Origin of the sequence: Streptosporangium sp. NPDC050284 (assembly GCF_044459525.1) — a bacterium.
Classification (GTDB): domain Bacteria; phylum Actinomycetota; class Actinomycetes; order Streptosporangiales; family Streptosporangiaceae; genus Streptosporangium.
In genome coordinates, this window is record NZ_JBITIZ010000009.1 from 119976 (window position 1) to 139108 (window position 19133).

The following is a 19133-nucleotide window of genomic DNA, read 5'->3' on the forward strand; positions in this document are numbered from 1 at the left end:
GTCAGTCGAGGTTGTTGCGTTGGCGTACCAGGTTGGCGATCGCCAGGATCTTCGGCCGGCCGGCGGCCTTGAAAGAGAGACCGTGGCGGAAGATCTCGGGAATCCAGTACTGGTCCTCCTCACGGAAGACGACCCCATTGTCCGCCAATATTTCCAACTGCCGGCCCGACAGCTCGACGCTCTCGGGACTGAAGGGGATCTTCTTCTTGCCCGTGGCAAGACTGTCAAGGTGCTTGAGGAGTTCTCCCACCTGAGGACTTTCTTCGGTGATGGCATGAATCTTGTCCACGCTGCACTGAACGAGCGCTTTTCTCATTGCGGCCGGTGTGAGAAGACGGGTTGGCCAACGGCTGTCCTCTGTTGACAGGGCTGCGGACTCCTTGAGGAAAGTCACGATGTCACGCGCCTGGATCTGTTCGTTGAAGTCGGAGAGCGCGGCCAGGAACCACCCGTCTGATCGGGCCTCGCGAGACTTGGGTGACCCCATTTTCTCCCCCCAGAGCGGGTGGAGCATCCTGCTGAGATCTTGATTCTTCGCTGCAGCCACATCTTCGGAGGTGAGTGCAGGGAGGGCTTTGGAACGTTGGGCGACCCACAGGGCGAGCCGTAGGGCCTCGAAGTGATTCCATTTGAGCTCGTAGTCGCTGTACTTGGCGAAGAACTGCCTGTAGTTCTGCCGGATGGCAGACTGCACGAGGTCGCGCCGGACAAAGATCACTAGTCCGAGTGGTCGGCCGCGGAGGCTGCGCAGCCAGTCAAGACAGTCGATGAGAAGAACGCGAAGCGCCTGTTGCTGGACTTCGCTGCCGAGTAGGTCCTGCAGAAGGTCCTCAAGTCCGTCGAACAGGAAGATCCGTGTGTTCGCTGAGGCGAAGTCCGCCAGTTTCTGTTCGGCGTTCTCGGGTGAGGCATCGAGCCCTACCACCCGGGCCATGCAGGTCAGCCAGATTCGACGCCACTGTACGTTGGTCAGTTCCGAACGCAGGGGGTCGCCGATCAGGTCACGCAGGTCCAGTTGGGTCGCTGGCTCGGCGTTCTGGGAGGCGGAGGCGTTTCGCTGGATCTCGCTTATCCGCTCGCCGGTCGGGTCACTGAGGTTGTTGGAGACGAACACCGGCGCTAGGAGAGCGTCCAGGGTCACGCCCTCGACACCGACGTCTCGCGCGTAGTCACGCCAGGTCTTCCGAAAGCACATCTGGAGCTGGGTGAAGGTCTTTCCTGACCCCTTTGCTCCCATGACCACGCACAGCGGCGGTTCAGTCCGATGAGAGACGAGCATGTTCCGCAGGGACTCGGTCGGCAGGAAATCCGTGTCGTCCGCCGTCTCGGCATACGCCAGTCGCCGGGCGAACTCGCTGAGGGCTTCACGCCGGGAGGTCAGGTCGCCGATTTTCACCACGGAAATCGTGTCCGTGGCAACCGCGTCCTCGGTGAGATTCAGTTCCTTCGGAACCACGAGCCCTTCGACGAGCGGTCCGAGCGTTTCCGCGAGCTGCTGGCGCCGAACCAGATCGACGACGGCCTCCCAGGAGGCGGGCAGCGCCAGCAGCCGATCCTGGAAAACACTGAAGATGGGCTCCAGAGTGACGTCGCGGTCGACGGTCCGATCCTCACCTTCTTGAGCGACCGGTTCGAGTGTCTGTGTGATCGCGTCACGGAGCAGGGTCGCCGCGTTGGTGGCCAGCTCCCAATGCCCTTCCTGACGGAACTGGGTGATGACGGCCACGCTCGCCGGGTCGTCGGCGCGCGTCGGCGCGCGGCGGCCGAGTTCCTGGATGGTGCGGAGCGTGCCGTACAGCGACTGGTTGCTGACGGTGGTGACGAAGATTCGCTGGACGCGCGGGTCGAGCAGGACGGGAGCCGCGAGTTCGCTGCTGCCCGCGCGCAGGTCGATCAGGACCGTTCGTGCTCCGAGCCGGTCGGCGAGTGCGGCGAGTGATTCGGTCAGGTAGTAGATCGACCGATCCGGAGTCAACAGGTCGGTGGGTTCGAGGCGTGGTGGGGCGATGTCCCGCAGCGAGCGCCGGGTGGGCATGACGATCACGTTGTCGATCATCTGATTCGGCAGATAGGCCGCGCCCAGTCTCACCGCGTCGTCGGGACTGCCATCCTCGGAGGAGTGGAGCAGTGCGAGGAAGTCCTCGTAGCCGAAGTCGACGCGCCTGCTGTGTGTGCTGAACATCCAGGTGATTCCCGGCGCCTCCAGATCAGCGTCGACGAGCAGCACTCGGTCCCCTCGGCGGGCTATGGCGTCGGCGAGAGCCACTCCGTGGAGAGTCCGTCCCACTCCTCCCTTGAAGGAGTGCATCGCAGCGATCCGCACATTGCCCGGGAACGGCGACTCCGGATGGGGGAGCGGTTCACCAAGGCCACGGACGATGCGCCGTTCCCTCCAGCGGGGCTCACGCCGGGACGGTTCGGGCTCTCGCTGCCGCACCGAAATCGGGAGCAACCTGGCAGAAGGCTGCCCCGGAACATCGTCAAGCTGGAGTACGGTCTCCCCGTCATGAGTCTTGGTCGAATTGACCCCGAACGCGGCGCTCAACCAGGACAGGGCCACCTGGGGCGAAGCCTGCGGGGCGATCGTCACGTCGAGGCCGTCCCAGAAGGCATCGCACTCATGAAGCCAGTCCGGCCACTGACCGTCGGCCGCCAGGGCGGCGAGGTGAGCGTCCACATCGACCCAGGTGTAGATGTGCTCGGGGGCCTTGATCTCCTGCTCTGGCATGATCACGCTCTCAATTCTCGCTGACACCAGTCCGAAAGTTCACGCAACACGGTGACGGCCTGCTCCTCGTGATCCTTTTTAAGGGCGTGACCGTATCTCCAGGCTTGATGAAGATCCCCGAAGGCCACCGGTCCCAGGTCTTCTTTCTGGCTCGCGCAGGGACGCATCCGGCCGCGGAGCTGTGGCGGCAGTCGTAACTCTTTGGCGAGGCGCTGCAGGTCATGGCTTCTGAACTCCGGCGGTAGCTGAGAGGTGGACCTCAGACCATGGCGATCGAGGATTGCTGCCTTCAGGCCGCATTCAGCGCTGTAGAAGAGGAGTAGCGCTGCTGCCGAGCCTTCCTTCACAGTGCCGGCCGCTTCTTTCTGAGCCTTGAAGCTCACACAAAGCTGTTTTCTACCAACGTCTACAGACACGTTGCGTGATCATAGTCAACCTTTGCGCTTCAGGGAGGGTTCTATGGTCACTCGTGACCTCTGGTAGACGCGCCATGGTCAGTGCTCGTCTCGTGTGGCCATATCGGGAGGTTTGGGGCCTTTGTCCTGAAAGGAAGAGCTTCGCGCTGTCCTGGCGAGAGGTTCGTCCTCTATGTGACGCGATTGACTATTTGAGGGGAATGTTTCCGCTTGTCCTGGTGGCGCGCTGGATGAATCCAGTTCAACTGGTATTCGGTGCTGAAGTTTAGGGCGATCCGATACTGATATTTCAGTGAACCTATAAAGCGCATATGTCAGTGGCTTTCGCGACTGGTAGTCAGAAGCTTCTGATAGACAGCGAAAAGGGCTCACTTATCGGTTGACCTGGCATTTGCGACTGGTTTTGGAACGTGGGAGGATCACCGGATCTTGGGCTAAATCCGCATTCCCGCCAAAGGGGCTCGTGTGCTGGCCGACTCAACGACGCTTTGTGCGCTGATCAAGAACGAGGCGCAGTATGTCGTGCCGCTTTACCAGCGGCCTTACTCCTGGGAGGAGGGCCACCTGGAGCGCCTCTGGCGTGACGTCGTCAGGCAGGCGTACATCCTCGCGGGGGGAGGTGAGGCCGGTCACTTCCTGGGGTCGGTCGTTCTGGCTCCTGGTTCCGAGTCGACTCCGCTGAACACGCAGTGGGCCATTGTGGACGGGCAGCAGCGACTGACCACGCTGTTCCTGATGCTGTGCGTGATCCGGGACCATCGGGCGGAGGAAGAGGACTCCAGCCACCGGCAGCGCATCAACAACGACTTTCTGATCAACACGAATCGGTCGGAGGATCGTCGGTACCGGCTCCTGCCGACCGAGTTGGATCGGAAGTCTTTTCAGTCATGTGTCGTGGGTAACAGCGGCGAGGCGGAGGGCAACATCGGTGACGCCTATCGTTTCTTCCGGAGCAAGCTGGCCGCACTCGGCGGCCTGACCCCTCCCTGCGAGGTCCAGCATGTCGAGGAGGTGGTCCTCAACCGGCTTGAACTCGTGCAGATCACCGTGGACAGGGGAGACAGCGCCTTCCAGGTCTTCGAGTCGATCAACAACACGGGCATGAGGATCAACCAGGTCGACTTCATCCGCAACTACGTCTTCATGTGCCTGCCGAAACGGCGTGACGAGGTTTACCGGGACCACTGGATGCCGATTCAGCGTCGGCTCGGCATCAAGGAACTCGACCGGCTCATGCACCTGGTGCACGTGCTCACGTATGGGGAGCAGGCAGAGCGCCTGGACGTTTACCGCGGCCACCAGGATCTGCTGGAGGGAGTTCGGGACGACGAGGAGAAGGTCGAAAAGTACGTTCACGACCTCGCCAGGAGAGGGGGCTATCTGGACGAGATCCTACGGTCTGATGAGAAGACCGAGGTCGGCTCCAGCATCGCCTTCCTCAGGGAGTTCAAGCCGGCCACGGTCTATCCCGTGATCATGCGCCTCCTCGAACTCCGTGACGAGGACCATGCCACGGACGAGGAGGTCGCCCTCGCCCTGCGGTATATCGAGAGTTTCGTAGTACGTCGCTTTGTCGGGCAGGTGACCGCTCCTTCACTGACAAGGGTCCTCCACCGGCTCGCGGTGAGACTACCGGAGGATCGCCCCGTGGCCGAGACGGTCCTGGACGAACTGTCGCCGATGCAGTGGGGCTGGCCGTCGGGCGACGACTTCCGCCGGGACATCGCCGAGAAGGCGTTCTACCAGCGAGGCAACCCCAGGCAGCAGAAAGCCGTGCTGAGGCGGTTGGAGGAGAGCCATTCCTGGAAGGAGCGTCCCGACCTCTCCGCCAAGGAGATCACCATCGAGCACGTGCTGCCGCAGAGTCCCACGGAGGACTGGCTCGACGGGCTCGAGGGACAGGGCGGCGACCGCTGGGCGGCGCACCGTCGGCTGGTCCACACCCTGGGGAACCTCACGCTCAGCGCCTACAACTCGGAGCTCGGCAACGCACCCTTCGCGAGGAAACGCGAGGTTCTCCGGAAGAGTGGCATCGCACTGAATCACGCGATCGCCGAATGCGAGCGATGGGGAGAGGAGGAGATCCGAAACAGGGCACAGGACCTGGCCGAACGTGCCATCCAGATCTGGCCGGGTCCGGACGAGTCAGACCAGACCCGTGCCGTGATCCTTAACTGGTCGTCGCTTACCCGCGCCCTTGAAGCACTCCCGCCCGCGACGTGGGTCTCCTACGGTGACCTCGCGGCATTGGTCGGCTCACATGTCCTTCCGGTGCGGGTGTACATCGGCAGCGCGAACTTGACCAATGGCCATCGGGTACTGACGTCGGACGGCGAGCCGCCCTCAGAAGGCCGTACGGTGAGCCGGGCCGAGCTGCGTGTGGCTATGGGAACGTTGCAGGCCGAGGGAATCGTGCTTGACGAGCTCGGCAGGGCCCAGGCCAGGCACCGAATCACCGCGCGGGAGCTGGCGGTCCGGCTGGGGCTGGAGGGTACGGAAAACCTGGGTCAGGCGGCGTCGGTCCTGGGTGAGCACCAGCGCATCGATGAGGAGCAGCGGAAGTTCTTCCAACAGCTCTGCGTTGAGGCCGGGCCACATGCAGCCGGAGCGGTCCAGCGGCTGCTGGAGCAGTGGGCATCGGGCGGAGGAGAGATCCGGTACGGTTCCGGCGGCGCTTCCTGCGCGGTCGGTCTCAAGCAGGGGAAAACTTGGTTAGCCGTGCTTCGGATCTATCCGAAGAAGGTGGTGATCCCTGTCCGCTTCCTCATGAAGAGGCATCCGTTCGACGACGTCACCGTGCGGGAGGAACTGAGAGAGCGGTTCAACTCCGCCCCCGGGATAGAGATCCCGGCGGCGGAGCGGGATCTCTCTCCATCCTTCCTGGTGACCTCACTCGCTGCCGAGAGTGTCTGGGACGTCGTGGTCGCCTGTCTGGACTGGCTGCGGGCCACCATGAATCGGGAGGCGTGACCTTCGCAGCGGTCAGTTTCCGGCGAGTTGAACCCAGACCACCCGGCCGGTTGGGGTCTCGTACCAGCCCCAGGCGGTGGACAGCTCCTGGACCAGCCAGAGGCCGCGTCCGCCGCCGCTGTCGGGGTCGACGTCGGGGCAGACCCGGGGCGCCTGTCCGGTTGATCCGGCGTCGATGACGTCGATGTGGAGCGTTCCATTGTGGTTGGCGACGGCGACGGAGATGCGGCCGTCGGGGTGGCGGCCGGAGTCGGAGTGGCGTACCGCGTTGGTGAAGAGTTCGGTGACCAGCAGCAGCGCGTCGTCGGTCTGCTTGTGGTCGATGCGGTCCAGCAGGTCGCGGACGTAGCGGCGGGCCAGGGGGACGGACTCCACCTCGGCCGGAAGGTCGGCCCGGCCCAGCGGCTCCGGCGTCCTCATCGTGCCACCTCCAGGAGTCGCTCCGCGGCCATTCGCATTCTGCTCCGGACCCGCCGGTCGCCCTCGAACCGGTTGCGGTTCGCGCGGGTGGAGGTCCGCTCCCAGGTGAACACCGAGGTACGGCCCCGCTGTGCGGTGGCGACCCTCGACCGCCCCGGCGGCACGAAGATCTCCACGCTCGGCCGCTGGCCGGGCGAGAGTCGGACCACGGAGTCGAACCCGAGATCGTTCAACTCCCAGGCCAACTCCAGCAACTCACCGCCCCACCCTTGAAGATCACGAACCCTCATCTCCTCGCCTGCCCCTTCTGTTGTGTTCTGCCGGTCATGCGACGCCGCAGGCCACGGCTTCCATTGACGCCTGGCCTCGTAACACAGTCAGATAGTCCAGCGTGTACGCTGAGTTATCAAGCAGTTCTGCAAAGTTACCGATTTTCCTTCCCTCTGATTCCACTGTCACAGAGAGCAGATTGATACACACTGTCGGTAGTCAACTCGGGAGGTTGTTGTGGTAGCAGGACGTGGCCCTACTGTTCGACGTCGGCGACTGGCCGGCGAGCTCCGCAGGTTGCGCGACCTCAAGGCGCTGACACTTGAGGAGGCAGCCCAGCGCGTCGGCTGGTCCGTCGCGAAGGTATCCAGGATCGAGACGGCCCGCGTCGGGATCACGTCTCCGGACCTCACTCGCTTGCTCGATCTGTACGAACTCGACGAGAGCAAGAGGGCCGCCCTGCACGCGCTGGCGCGAACGGCACGTATGAGGGGGTGGTGGGATGCCTACGCGGACTCCCTGCCCAGCGATTACGCGACCTACATCCAGCTTGAAGCGGAGGCTGCGTTCATCCGCGGCTTCGACGGCATGCTCGTGCACGGCTTGCTCCAAAGCGAGGACTACGCCCGTAGAGTCATCCGCTCAGCCTTGATGGCTCTGTCGCCGCCCGCGGAAGTGGAGAGGCGTGTCGAAGTTCGCATGACTCGCCAGAATCTTCTCCTGCGTGAAGACAACCCGCTCCGGTTCTGGACTGTGATCGACGAAGCAGCTCTTACCCGTCGGGTCGGTTCAGCAGAGACCATGCGTAGCCAGTACGCCAAGCTCATCGAATTCGCAGACCGAGACAACGTCACGATCCAGGTGCTGCCGTTCAACGCAGGGCTCCACCCCGCCACCGCTGGGACGTTCGCCATCATGGAATTCCGTGAACCTTACGACCCCAACGTGGTTTACGTCGAAAGTATGACGAGTATCCTATATGTGGAAAAAGATGTTGAGATGTACTGGTATACGCTCGCGTTTGACCACCTACGAGCAGCTGCACTCGGCCCCGATGAGTCGAAAGCATTGATTTCAGAGATGGCCGAGAAGTCATCCTGAGAAACAGCTTGCACTTGAGTAGAAGGCTGAGATCCGAAGTGGACGTATCCCACGTCGTATGGCGCAAGAGCAGCCGAAGCGGCAACGGCCCGAACTGCGTCGAAGTTGGCCTCTGGCGCAAGAGTTCCAGAAGCGGTAACGGCCCGGACTGCGTCGAGGTCGCCCTTGCTGATACTTCCCAGACCGAAGCCGAGTTCGGCCCGGACAGCGATCGGCTTGTCCTGGTCCGTGACTCCAAGGACCCCGAGGGGCCGGTGCTGGCATTCACTCCTGGCGAGTGGGACGCCTTCATCACCGGTATCAAGCGCGGCTCCCTCGCGGGTCTGGCCGTCTGACGGTCTGTCCGCAGCGCCGGACAGAGGGCGTGGCTTGGCCGTCGAAGCGTTGTCGGCCGCGCCGCTATGGAGAGTGCCGCTCCTGAGAGGGAGCGGCACCCTGCCTGTGGCAGGGCGGTGCGCCAGTGACTTCACAGGGCTCACTGGCTGGCTGTCGGTGGTGGGACGTCTTCCTCGTTCAGGACCCTGGCAAGTTAGGGATTTGCCGAGGTTCGCACGTCGTTCGATGGGCGGTGCGGGAACCGAGAGTTGAGACGACCAGGGGATTCGGCCACGGCGATACTGACGACCGAAGATGGACGTTACCCGAAGGGTATCTATCGCTGCAGGTCAATGGCGTGGTCACACGCCACGATGAGCTTCTGGTTTCAGTACGTCAGGAGCAGGTCAGTGAAACAGACAAAACGACAACTTGCCAGGCACTGCTTCCTCGGAGGGGGCAGTGGCGAGGAGTTCGCCGGTTCGGGCTGGTCTTTGCGGTGATGCGGTGTTCGCTGTTTCTCGGGAGGCTCGTCGGTTGATGGAGACCTGATCGGAGCTTGTCAACGAGAGGCGTCGTTCCGGTCTTTTACGCACCCATATTGTTATCGGTCCGGCCGGGCATTCTGTGCCGAACTTGCCAGACTGGCAGGGCATCGTGGTACATGACGGTGCCCGAGGTGGTCGGGGTTGGGGACGGGAAGGGTGATCAGGTGTCGGTTATCTCCTCTGCGCTGCTCAAGGATCTTCAGAGGCAGGTGGGGCGGGTCGCTGATGACCTGAGAGAGCAGGTGGGACGGGTCCCGGAGATCGGTGACCGGTTGAGGGAGACGCACCGCACCGCCGGCGGCATCGGCCGGACCGGGGAGAGCTGGAACGACTGGCTCACCGCGCAGTGCGCACAGGCCGCGAGCTCCTGGGTGATCGCCTGCGCGTTCATCCGCTTCTGCGAGGACAACGACCTCACCGCTCGCCGCTGGATCGCCTCCCGCGACGCCGCCGGCCATGCCACCTCCGACGCGGCCGACGCCGAGGCCGCCTGGATCCAGCGCAACCCTCGGTTGACGGCTCGCGAATGGCTCCGTGAGTCTTTCGCCTGGCTCCGTTCCACCCGCGCCGGACACGCGCTCTTCCCCGACACCGACTTCGTCTGGTGGTGGGACATCTCCGCAGACCAGGCCGAGGAACTGATCGCCGTCTTCCGTCGTCGGGACGCTGATGGTGTACGGCTGGCTCACGACGACTTCCACAGCGAGGAGCTGGACACCCGCTTCCTCGGAGACCTCTACCAGGACCTGTCGGAGCACATCCGCAAGCGATATGCCTTGCTTCAGACGCCGGTCTTCGTCGAGGAGTTCATCCTTGAGCGGGTCCTCGACCCGGCGCTGAACGACTTCGGGCTTGAGGGGCTCAAGCTGATCGATCCGACCTGCGGATCGGGGCACTTCCTCCTCGGCGCGTTCGACCGGCTGCTGGAAGAGTGGATCACGCATCAGCCGGGATTGAACGAGCGGGTGCGGGTACAGAAGGTGTTCGACGCCATTCATGGTGTCGACATCAACCCGACCGCGACGGCGATCACTAAATTCCGCCTGATGGTAGTGGCGTTGAAGGCGTGTGGGGTTACTCGTCTCGACGGCCCGGACGTCCCCGCGCTCAAACTCAACATCGCCACGGGTGACACGCTGCTGTACGGCGGTGGCCAACTCGGCAGCGGACGCCAAATGACCCTCGGCGTCGTGGAGAACGACCCGCTCGCCTCGCACCTCTACGACTGGGAAGACGTCGACCGCTTCCCCGGCATTCTCGACTACGGTCGCTACCACGTTGTTGTGGGAAATCCTCCCTACATCACGGTCAAGGACAAAGCGCTTAACGAAGCATATAGGGAACGGTACAAGGAATCCTGCTCAGGGAAGTACGCGCTTTCGGCGCCGTTTGCCGAACTGTTCTTCCGGCTTGCGGTCAAAGATAACGAGTGGCCGGGGTATGTAGGCCAAATTACGGCGAACTCGTTCATGAAGCGGGAGTTCGGAAAGAAGCTGATTGATGAGTTCTTTGCGCACAGGGTGGATTTGACGCAGGTCATCGACACGTCGGGAGCCTACATTCCGGGTCATGGGACCCCAACAGTAATTCTGATCGGCAAGAATCGTGATCGGAACCGGTTTGGTGAGGTGCGTGCGGTTCTTGGAGTCCGCGGTGAGCCTTCTCAGGCTAACGACCCTTCGCAGGGTTTGGTCTGGCGTTCTATCGTTGACCATGTTGACCAACCTGGGGTGGAGACGGATTTTGTCTCGATCACTGATATGCCGCGTGAACGGCTCTCCGTGCACCCTTGGTCTCTTTCTGGCGGAGGGGCTCCGGCTTTAATGGAGGAGCTTACTCGCACAGGAGAGATCCGGTTAGGTGGCCTTGCTGAGGCGATCGGTATTGCGTCGGTAACCGGAGAAGATGATCTTTATTTATTTCCGTCGGAACGAACTGCCAAACGACTCGGGATTGAACTGATTCGCCCGCTAGTCGAAGGTGATGTTGTCCGGGATTTCGTAATTTTTCCATGCGCTGCCTCGATGTGGACCTATGACGATGACTTCAAGGTCTTAGATATTGATCAGCTAGGCCCAAGTTCTAAACTGCTTCAGACCTATCGGACGGCGATCTCGCGACGTAAGCGCTTCGGAACTCCCATGATCCAGCGCGGGCTGTCTTGGTGGGAGTGGCAGGAGATCTACCCCAAAAAGCTGAAAACGCCGTTATCGATTGCGTTTGCTTTTGTGGCGACACATAACCACTTCGTGCTGGATCGGGGCGGGAAGGTCTTCAAGCAGTCCGCTCCAGTGATCAAGTTGCCCAAAGGGGCTACGGAGGACGATCACCTGCGGTTGCTTGGCCTGCTTAACTCCTCCACCGCCTGCTTCTGGCTCAAGCAGGTCAGCCATGACAAGGGCAACCGTGGTGGTGAGCGCTCTAGCGGGCGCTATGACTGGGAAAACTTCTTCGAGTTCACAGGAACGAAGCTGCAGGAATTTCCTCTGCCGAATGAGTTTCCGCTGGAATTTGGGCGGGAAATGGATGAGCTTGCTCAACAGCTCTCCGCTGAGGAGCCATCTGCCGTATGCGCTAAATCTGTGCCAACCCGAAACCGACTGGAGGCGTCGAGGGTCGAGCATAAGCGTATTTGGGAGCAGATGATTGCGGTACAAGAGGAGCTGGACTGGGAGGTTTACCGTCTCTACGGGATCCTTGATGAGGCTGAGGCTGTCGCGTTGATCGCGGAAAAGGAAGCTATACCGCGGTTGAAGCTTGGTGAGCGGGCCTTCGAGGTCCTCATGGCCCGAAGAGGTTTGGACGAGTCAGGAATCCAGTGGTTCAAGCGCCATGGATCTACGCCGATCACGGAGTTACCAGCGCACTGGACCGAGGAATATCGAAAGATCGTGGAGCAACGGATCGAGGTCATCAAGAACAAGCCACTGATGAACCTCGTTGAGACCCCCGAATGCAAGCGCCGCTGGTCCGCCGACCCGTACGAGAAGACGCGGGCCGAAGCGCTGCGCACCTGGCTGCTGGACCGCCTGGAGGACGAGAGTCTCTGGTTCGTGGACGGAGCACCCCGCTCGCTCAGCGTGGGACAGCTCGCCGACCTGGTCCGCACCGACGCCGACTTCCGGCAGGTGATGGACCTCTATGTCGGCCGTCCCGACTACGACCTCACCTCCGAGCTGGTCGCCCTGCTCAAGGACGAGCACGTCCCCTACCTCGCCGCGCTCCGCTATTCCGCCGTCGGCCTGCTCAAGCGGCAGGACTGGGAGGCGGTCTGGGCGTTGCAGCGTAGGGAGGACGCGGGGGAGAAGGTCACCATCCCGGTCCCGCCGAAGTACACCCCGAAGGACTTCGCGAACGTCTCCTACTGGAAGCACCGTGGAAAGCTCGACGTACCCAAGGAGCGGTTCGTCGGTTATCTCGGCGCGCAGCGGGAGAACGACGCGACCCCCGTCTACGGCTGGGCGGGTTGGGATCACCTCCAGCAGGCCATGGCGCTGGCCAACCTGCTGATCGAGCGCGGCTATCCGGCCGACGACGGCCGGGCCACGCCGCTGCTCGCCGGGCTGGCCGAGCTGGAGCCGTGGCTGCACCAGTGGCACCACGACTACGAGGACCTCTACGGCGGTTCGCCGGCCGACTACTTCACGGCGTGGCTGGAGAGCCAGCTCGCCGAGCGGGGGCTCACCCGCCAGGCGCTGGCCGCCTGGCGCCCCGAGGCCAGGAAGCGCGGCGCCACCCGGAGTACGAAGCCCGCGCGAAACACGAAGGCCACGCAGAACACCGAGTCCGTGCGGGGCGCAGAGCCCGTACGGACCGCAGAGAAGGAGAGCTGACGACATGGCGACCCCGCTCAGGGACGTCCTGGACATCAACGAGGAGCTGAGCGCGAACGACTTCGTGCTCAAGCTCAGCGACGGTGTCTCCGAGGTCAAGGCCACCCTGGACAGCTACGTCGTCACCCCGCAGCTCGCCGATAGCTTCGACGCGGCGCTGGCACTGGTGAAGGGCGCGCTGGAGAAGAACAAGAGCGACGCGGCGTTCCTGCACGGCTCGTTCGGCTCCGGCAAGAGCCACTTCATGTCGGTGCTGCACGCCGTGCTCAAGCACAACCCCGACGCCCGGGGGCTGCGTGGGCTGGAGTCGACGCTCGCCAAGCACGACGGCTGGCTGGCCAACCGGAAGATCCTCTGCCTCACCTACCACCTGATCGGCGCCGAGACGGTCGAGGCGGCCGTGCTTGGCGGCTACGTCGAGCAGATCCGCCGGCTGGAGCCGGGAGCGTCGCTGCCCGAGGTGCACAGCACCGACAGCCTCTTCGTCGACGCCGACAACCTGCGGGCCCGCCTCGGCGACGAGGCGTTCTTCGGCGGTCTCGGGCAGACGTCCGACCCCGGCTGGGGCGGCCTGGGCGGCAACAACTGGGACGCCGCCTCGTACGAGCAGGCACGGCGGGCCGAGGTGGGCGACGCCGAACGCGGCAGCCTGGTCTCCGCCCTGGTCGGGGCCTACTTCACCGGCTACACGCGCGGTGCGGCCTACCTCCCGCTGGACGAGGGACTGGAGGTGGTCAGTGCCCATGCCCAGCGGCTCGGTTACAGCTGCGTGGTGCTCTTCCTTGACGAGCTGGTCCTCTGGCTCGCCTCCCGCAGCTCCGACCCGGCCTTCGTCGGGGAGGAAGGCTCCAAGGTCGCCAAGCTGGTCGAGTCGGCCTCCACCCAGCGGGCCATCCCGCTGGTGTCGTTCGTCGCCCGCCAGCGTGACCTGCGCGAGTTCCTCGGCGCGAACACCCCCGGCGCGGAGAAGTACGCCATCGGCGAGACGTTCCGCTGGTGGGAGGACCGGTTCAACGAGATCAAGCTGGAGAACCGCAACCTCCCGGTGATCGTGAAGCGCCGGCTGCTGAAGGAGAGGCCCGGCGCCGAAGGCGCGCTGGAGGCGGCCTTCGCCAAGGTGACCCGCGAGCCGAAGGTGTGGAACGTTCTGCTGGAAGGGCCGGACGGCTCCGCCGACGGGGCGGCCTTCCAGAGCACCTACCCGTTCTCCCCGGCGCTGGTCTCGACCATGGTGGCGCTGTCGGGCCTGCTCCAGCGGGAACGCACCGCGCTGCGGACGATGGCCGAGCTGCTGCGGCGCGGCCGGAACGAGCTGACCGTCGACGACATCATCCCGGTCGGCGACGTCTACGACGTGCTGATGGACTCCGGCGTCATGCCGCTCACCAGCGAGATGAAGCAGCACTTCACCAACGCGCGCACGCTGTACGACGAGAAGCTGCTGCCCCGGCTGCTCGCGAAGCACCGATTCGGCTCCGTCGAGGAGACCCGGGATCTGCCGCGTACCCACCCGTTTGTGGTAGATGCCCGGCTGGTCAAGACCGCGTTGCTGGCCGCGCTCGCCCCCGGTGTCCCGGCGCTCAGCACGCTCACCGCGCAGAAGCTCGCCGCGCTCAACCACGGCACCATCGCCACCCCGCTCAAGGGGATGGAGGGCCAGCGGGTGCTGGCGCTCTTTCGCGACCTGGCCGCCTCCGGGGTCAGCGAGATCCACCTCACCGACGACCCGGCCAACCCGCTGATCACCGTTCAGCTCGCCGGGGTCGACTACGAGAGCGTGCTGGAGCGGGTCAGCAACCAGGACACCCAGGGGGAGCGCCGCCGCCTGCTGCGCGAGCTCGTCTTCGAGTCGCTCGGGGTGACCGGGTCGGCCGACACGCTCGGCGGCGCCTACACGCACTCCTTCGTCTGGCGGGGCAGCCGCCGGGTCGTCGACGTCGTCTACGGCAACATCCGCAACGCCGACGAGCTGCCCGACTCCGCGCTGCTCGCCGACGGCGACCGGTGGAAACTGGTCCTCGACTTCCCGTTCGACGAGGCCGGACACGGTCCCGACCACGACCTCGCCCGGTTCGAGAAGCTGGAACGCGAGGGTGTCGAGAGCAGAAGCGTGGCGTGGATCCCCGCCTTCTTCACCGAGGAACGGGAGAAGGACCTCGGGGAGCTGGTCTCGCTCCGCTACCTGCTCGCTTCCAACGACCGCTACGAGCAGAACGCCAGCAACCTCTCGGTCCAGGACCGGGCCGCGGCCAAGGCGTTGCTGACGAACCGGAAGAGCCAGCTGGAGGCCAAGCTCAAGCAGGTCATCCAGCAGGCGTACGGGGCGGCCACCCGCCAGCCTGCCGACATTGACGTCGCCCGGGGCCACAGCGCGTTCCTCGCCACCCTCGACCCCCGGCTCACCCTCGGGGCACCGGTGGGTGCGCGGCTGTCGGAGTGCCTGACCCATCTGCTCGACCAGATGCTCACCTCGCAGTACCCCGCGCACCCCGAGTTCGCCGGCGAGGTCCGCAGGGCTGAGGTGGCGACCGTGCTGCAGTATCTGGACAACGCCGCGGCGGAGGAGACCGGCCGCGTCCCGATCCCCGGCAAGGACCGGGACGCGCTCCGCAAGGTCGCCAACCCGCTCCAGGTCGGCGAGGCGCTGGAGAACGCCTTCCTGCTCAGCGCCGAGACCTTCCCCTGGGGCAAGCACTTCACCCAGCGCGCGGCCCAGGAGGGGCTGAACGAGGTCATCGGCGTCGACCGGCTGATCGAATGGCTGGACGAGCCCCACCGTCGCGGACTCGACGCCTCCGTCCGGGGTCTGGTCATCGCCGCTTTCGCGCTCATCCAGGACCGGGAGTGGTTTCAGAACGGCAGCGGTCCGGTCGCCCGGCCGCCGCTGGAGCGCATCGACGGCAGCTACGAGCTGCGCCTTCCCCGGCTGCCCGACGAGTCCACCTGGCTGCGGGCGGTGGACCGGGCGGCGAAGATCTTCGGCGTGCACGTCACGCCGATGCGGACGGCGGCCAACGTCAACCGTCTCGCCGCCGGGATCCGGGAGGCGGCCCGCGAGCTGCAGACGCCCGCCCGCGAGCTCGTCACCGGGCTCGACGACCACCGTCGCATCCTCGGTCTGACCGAGGACGCCGGTCGGCTCTCCACCGCCTGGGACGGGTTCTCGCTGGTCACCCGGCTCCTCGACAGGAGTGATGCCACCGACCTCGTCGAGGCTCTCGCCGGTTCGGGGATCTCGGTGGCGGAGGAGGTCCTCGCCAAGTCGCTGATGTCCGCGCGGGACGTCACGGAGCGGCTGAAGGAGATGGACTGGGGGCTGCTGGACGCCATCGCGTCCATGTCCCGCGACCCGCAGGCCGTCTCGGCGCTGCAGCGGCTCCGTGAAGTGGCCGCGCGCAACGAGTTCCAGGGACCGCTGGGGCCGGTGCTGGGGGAGACGCGGCGCACCGCGCAGATGATCCTGGCGGCCCAGGTCCGGATCGTCGACCCGCCGGTCGTCGATCCACCGGTCGTCAGGCCGCCCGTGGTCGATCCGCCCATCGTCGATCGGCCCGTTGCCAAGCCGTCGGTCATTCCCGGCGGGCAGGGTGTCGAACCGCCGGTGAAGCCGATAGAGCAGGTGGACGGCGACACCTCCGCCGCGACCGGGACCCTCACGGTCGGGGCCGCACGGATCGCCGAGGTCCTGGAGGAGCTGCGGGCCTTCGCCGAGTCGCACCCCGACGCGCAGATCACCGTCAACTGGAGCGCGCGGAAGTGACAGCAGTGACCGAGTCTCGCTCCTCCCTGGCCATCGCGACCCTGCCGCTGGTCCGCTCGATCATCCGCAAGCGCCAGGACGCCGGCAAGGAGAGGCGGGTGGTCGGCATCCAGGCGCGCCTCGAATGGGCGGGGGAACCGGAGTTCACGGTGGGCGACAGCACCGTCCGGGTCGAGGTCTGCCCGTCCCCGCTGGCCGTCCGGGAGGCGATGCTCCGGCACGGCGACGGCTACCTGGTCGTCCTCACCGACCTCGACGACGCCGACCTGGGCATCGGGATCCGCGTGCACCTCGTCCACGAGGGGCGGCTGATCGTCCTGCGTCCCTGGGACATGCTCAAGCAGTCCTTCGAGGCCCGCGACATCGACCCGCTCCTGCTCGAACAGGGATGGGCCGCCGCGGCGCTGGCCCGCTGGGAGCCCGCCGACGGCTGGCCGAAGGCCCCCGGCGGGACGCTCACCCGCGACCACGCCCTCGGCCATCTCGCCTCGGCGGTGTTCGGCGCGTCGCGCGAGGGCGACCCCTACATCTCGCCCGCCCACCCCGACGCGCTCGGGCTGCTGCGCTGGAGCCTCGACCCGGTCGCCGTGGGCAGGCTGGCCTCGCTGCCCGCCGAGGTCCGCGAAGGGCTCACCGGCTGGCTGAGCGGAGTCACCGGGGTCGGGGGGACCTGGACGTTGCGGGCCGCGGCGGCCGGGCACGGCGGCGACGCCGTGCCGCTCGCGCTGGTCGCGGGCCTGCTCTGGCGCGACGGGGCGGGGACCGTGGCAGAGGCCCGTGGGCTGCTCAGGGCCAGGCTCGGCGGGGCCGACCTGCCCGCCGAACAGGCACAGACCTGGGGACGGGCGGCGGAGGCGCTGATCAGCCAACTCGACCGCCCAGACAGCCTGCTGGAGCGAGCCGAGGCGCTGCTGCGCGAGTTCAACGCGGAAAAGCTCCTGGTCACCTCCAAGCTGCTGCCCGGCTCCTACGAGCTGCGGCTGCGCGCGTTCGCCACGGCGGTGCGGCGCTGCCTCCCGGTTCCGGACGCCGCCGCGCTGAAACAGCTCGAAGAGGCCCACCGCACGCTCGTGGCGCACGACCTGTCGGGGTTCAACCCGCGTACCAACGCGGCACGGATGGCCCTGCGGCTGGTCCGCTGGCTGGCGACCGCGGACGAGCCCGCCGCCACCCTCGCCGACGCCCTGCACGACCAGGTCAGGTCGGGAGCCCACGTGGAGTGGGCCTTCCGCGCCGTACGCGACGCCGACAGCAAGGTCGCCGCCGTCTACCAGGAACTGCTCACCGCCGTCGCGGCCCGCCGGGACGGACGCGACCGGCGGCTCGCCGAACACCTGGCCGTCGCGGTCGCCGCCGACAGCGCCCCCGGCAGCCTGGTTCCGATCGAGTCCGCGCTCGCCGCGCTCGTCCGCCCGCTCGGCCGGTCACTGCTCGTCGTCCTCGACGGGATGTCCGCGGGTGTCCTCGCCGAGCTGGCGGACAGCCTCACCGCTAGGCGGTGGACCGAGCTCGTCGACTCCTCCCTCGGGCACCGGCGGGTGCTGCTGCCGGCCCTGCCCACCGTCACCGAGACCTGCCGCACCAGCCTGCTCACCGGGACGCTGCAGACCGGCGACCAGTACGACGAGAAGAGGATCTTCCCGGGAGCGGTGGGTGACGCACAGGCGAAACTGTTCCACAAGGACGACCTGCGTGCCCCGGACGGGCACGCCCTCCACCCGGCGGTGAAGGCGGCGATCGAGGGACCGGCCCGGACGGTCGGCGTCGTGCTCAACGATATCGACGACTCGCTGGACAAGACAGGCCAGGCCGTCGAGTGGAAGGCCGACCGGGTGCAGCAGCTGCCGGCCCTGCTGGACGCGGCCCGTATCGCCGGGAGACTGCTCGTCCTCACCTCCGACCACGGCCACGTGGTGGAACGTCACAGCACGCTGCGCTCCGGCACCGGATCGCAGTCCGGCCGCTGGCGGCCCGCCACGACGCCACCCGCAGACGGGGAGATCCTCGTCAGGGGCAGGCGGGTCCTCCTCGGCGGAGGCAACGTCGTGCTTCCCTGGCAGGAGGACATCCGCTACGGACACAAGCGGGCCGGCTACCACGGCGGCGCGTCCGGGGCCGAGGTCGCGGTGCCGTTCGCGGTGTTCAGCGCCACACCGGTGGACGAGGTCGCCGGATGGCGGCCCGCCCCGGCGCAGGAGCCCGTCTGGTGGCACAGCGCGGTTCGTCGTACGGCACCTTTGAAGGCCGCCGGGAAGATGGCCGCAGGGCTTCCCGCGATGACCGTCGAGGTGCAGGCGGAGTTGATCGGCATCGAGGAGGTGACCGCTCCCGCACCGACGCCCGGCTGGGAACGCTTCCTCGACGACCTCCTCGGCTCCGAGACGTACGCCGCGCAGCGAGCCCGCGCGGGCCGTGCCGCTCCCGACGACGCCCGGGTTCGCGCGGTGCTGGGCGCCCTGCTCGCCAACGGTGAGCGGCTGCACGAGAGCACCCTGTCGGCCGTCGCGGAGGTCCCCGCCGCGCGGCTGCGCAACGTGCTGGCGGCGGTCCGGAGGGTGCTCAGCGTCGACGGTTACGATCCGGTAGGTTACGACCCCGACGAGGTGACGGTGGTACTCGACGTCGCACTGCTCGCCGAGCAGTTCGGAGTCGCCAGGCCATGAGGGACGATACGGCCCCTGGAGGCCGCCTCGGTCACGGGGCGAGGTCGGACGTGAAGGCCACGGTGGGTCGTACGGGCCTGGCAGGTCGAAGGCCGCCGCAGGATGTGAG

General features: G+C 65.8%; 10 protein-coding genes. 6 read left to right on the forward strand and 4 right to left on the reverse strand.

Going from position 1 to position 19133, the window contains the following annotated elements:
* Window position 1: 1 nt before the first annotated feature.
* Both ACIBH4_RS21820 and ACIBH4_RS21825 read right to left on the reverse strand, forming a co-directional pair.
* Window positions 2–2728, reverse strand: a complete 2727-nt coding sequence (locus tag ACIBH4_RS21820) for a KGGVGR-motif variant AAA ATPase (protein WP_362767654.1) — start codon at window positions 2726–2728, stop codon at window positions 2–4.
* A 2-nt stretch (window positions 2729–2730) separates the two neighbouring features.
* Window positions 2731–3144 (reverse strand): hypothetical protein, encoded by a 414-nt coding sequence (locus ACIBH4_RS21825; RefSeq protein WP_362767545.1) that lies wholly within the window; start codon window positions 3142–3144, stop codon window positions 2731–2733.
* Window positions 3145–3609: 465 nt separating this feature from the next.
* Here ACIBH4_RS21825 and ACIBH4_RS21830 point away from each other — a divergent pair, with 465 nt between their 5' ends.
* The gene (locus ACIBH4_RS21830) at window positions 3610–6114 is read left to right on the forward strand and encodes a DUF262 domain-containing protein (RefSeq protein WP_362767542.1); all 2505 of its coding nucleotides are present in this window, start codon (window positions 3610–3612) and stop codon (window positions 6112–6114) included.
* Window positions 6115–6126: 12 nt separating this feature from the next.
* Here ACIBH4_RS21830 and ACIBH4_RS21835 read toward each other — a convergent pair whose 3' ends face one another.
* Together ACIBH4_RS21835 and ACIBH4_RS21840 are read right to left on the reverse strand one after the other, a co-directional pair.
* The gene (locus ACIBH4_RS21835; RefSeq protein ID WP_362767539.1) at window positions 6127–6534 is read right to left on the reverse strand and encodes an ATP-binding protein; all 408 of its coding nucleotides are present in this window, start codon (window positions 6532–6534) and stop codon (window positions 6127–6129) included.
* Window positions 6531–6824 carry a hypothetical protein gene (locus ACIBH4_RS21840; RefSeq protein ID WP_362767537.1) on the reverse strand — a complete coding sequence of 98 codons (294 nt, stop codon included), beginning with the start codon at window positions 6822–6824 and terminating at the stop codon, window positions 6531–6533. Before ACIBH4_RS21840 ends, ACIBH4_RS21835 begins: the two co-directional genes overlap by 4 nt.
* Before the next feature lie 217 nt (window positions 6825–7041).
* Between ACIBH4_RS21840 and ACIBH4_RS21845 the strand changes: the two genes are divergently transcribed.
* The 5 genes from ACIBH4_RS21845 to pglZ all read left to right on the forward strand — a co-directional run bounded on the left by ACIBH4_RS21845 (window position 7042) and on the right by pglZ (window position 19024).
* Window positions 7042–7905, forward strand: a complete 864-nt coding sequence (locus ACIBH4_RS21845; RefSeq protein ID WP_362767534.1) for a helix-turn-helix transcriptional regulator — start codon at window positions 7042–7044, stop codon at window positions 7903–7905.
* A gap of 38 nt (window positions 7906–7943) precedes the next feature.
* Complete coding sequence (locus ACIBH4_RS21850; RefSeq protein ID WP_362767531.1) at window positions 7944–8240, forward strand: DUF397 domain-containing protein; 297 nt, start codon at window positions 7944–7946, stop codon at window positions 8238–8240.
* A gap of 644 nt (window positions 8241–8884) precedes the next feature.
* Window positions 8885–12601: a BREX-2 system adenine-specific DNA-methyltransferase PglX gene (gene pglX, locus ACIBH4_RS21855; protein WP_362767528.1), complete on the forward strand. Its 3717-nt coding sequence runs from the start codon at window positions 8885–8887 to the stop codon at window positions 12599–12601.
* Between the two features lie 4 nt (window positions 12602–12605).
* Window positions 12606–16361 carry a DUF6079 family protein gene (locus tag ACIBH4_RS21860; protein WP_362767525.1) on the forward strand — a complete coding sequence of 1252 codons (3756 nt, stop codon included), beginning with the start codon at window positions 12606–12608 and terminating at the stop codon, window positions 16359–16361.
* The gene (gene pglZ / locus ACIBH4_RS21865) at window positions 16358–19024 is read left to right on the forward strand and encodes a BREX-2 system phosphatase PglZ (protein ID WP_362767523.1); all 2667 of its coding nucleotides are present in this window, start codon (window positions 16358–16360) and stop codon (window positions 19022–19024) included. Before ACIBH4_RS21860 ends, pglZ begins: the two co-directional genes overlap by 4 nt.
* Window positions 19025–19133: the final 109 nt, after the last annotated feature.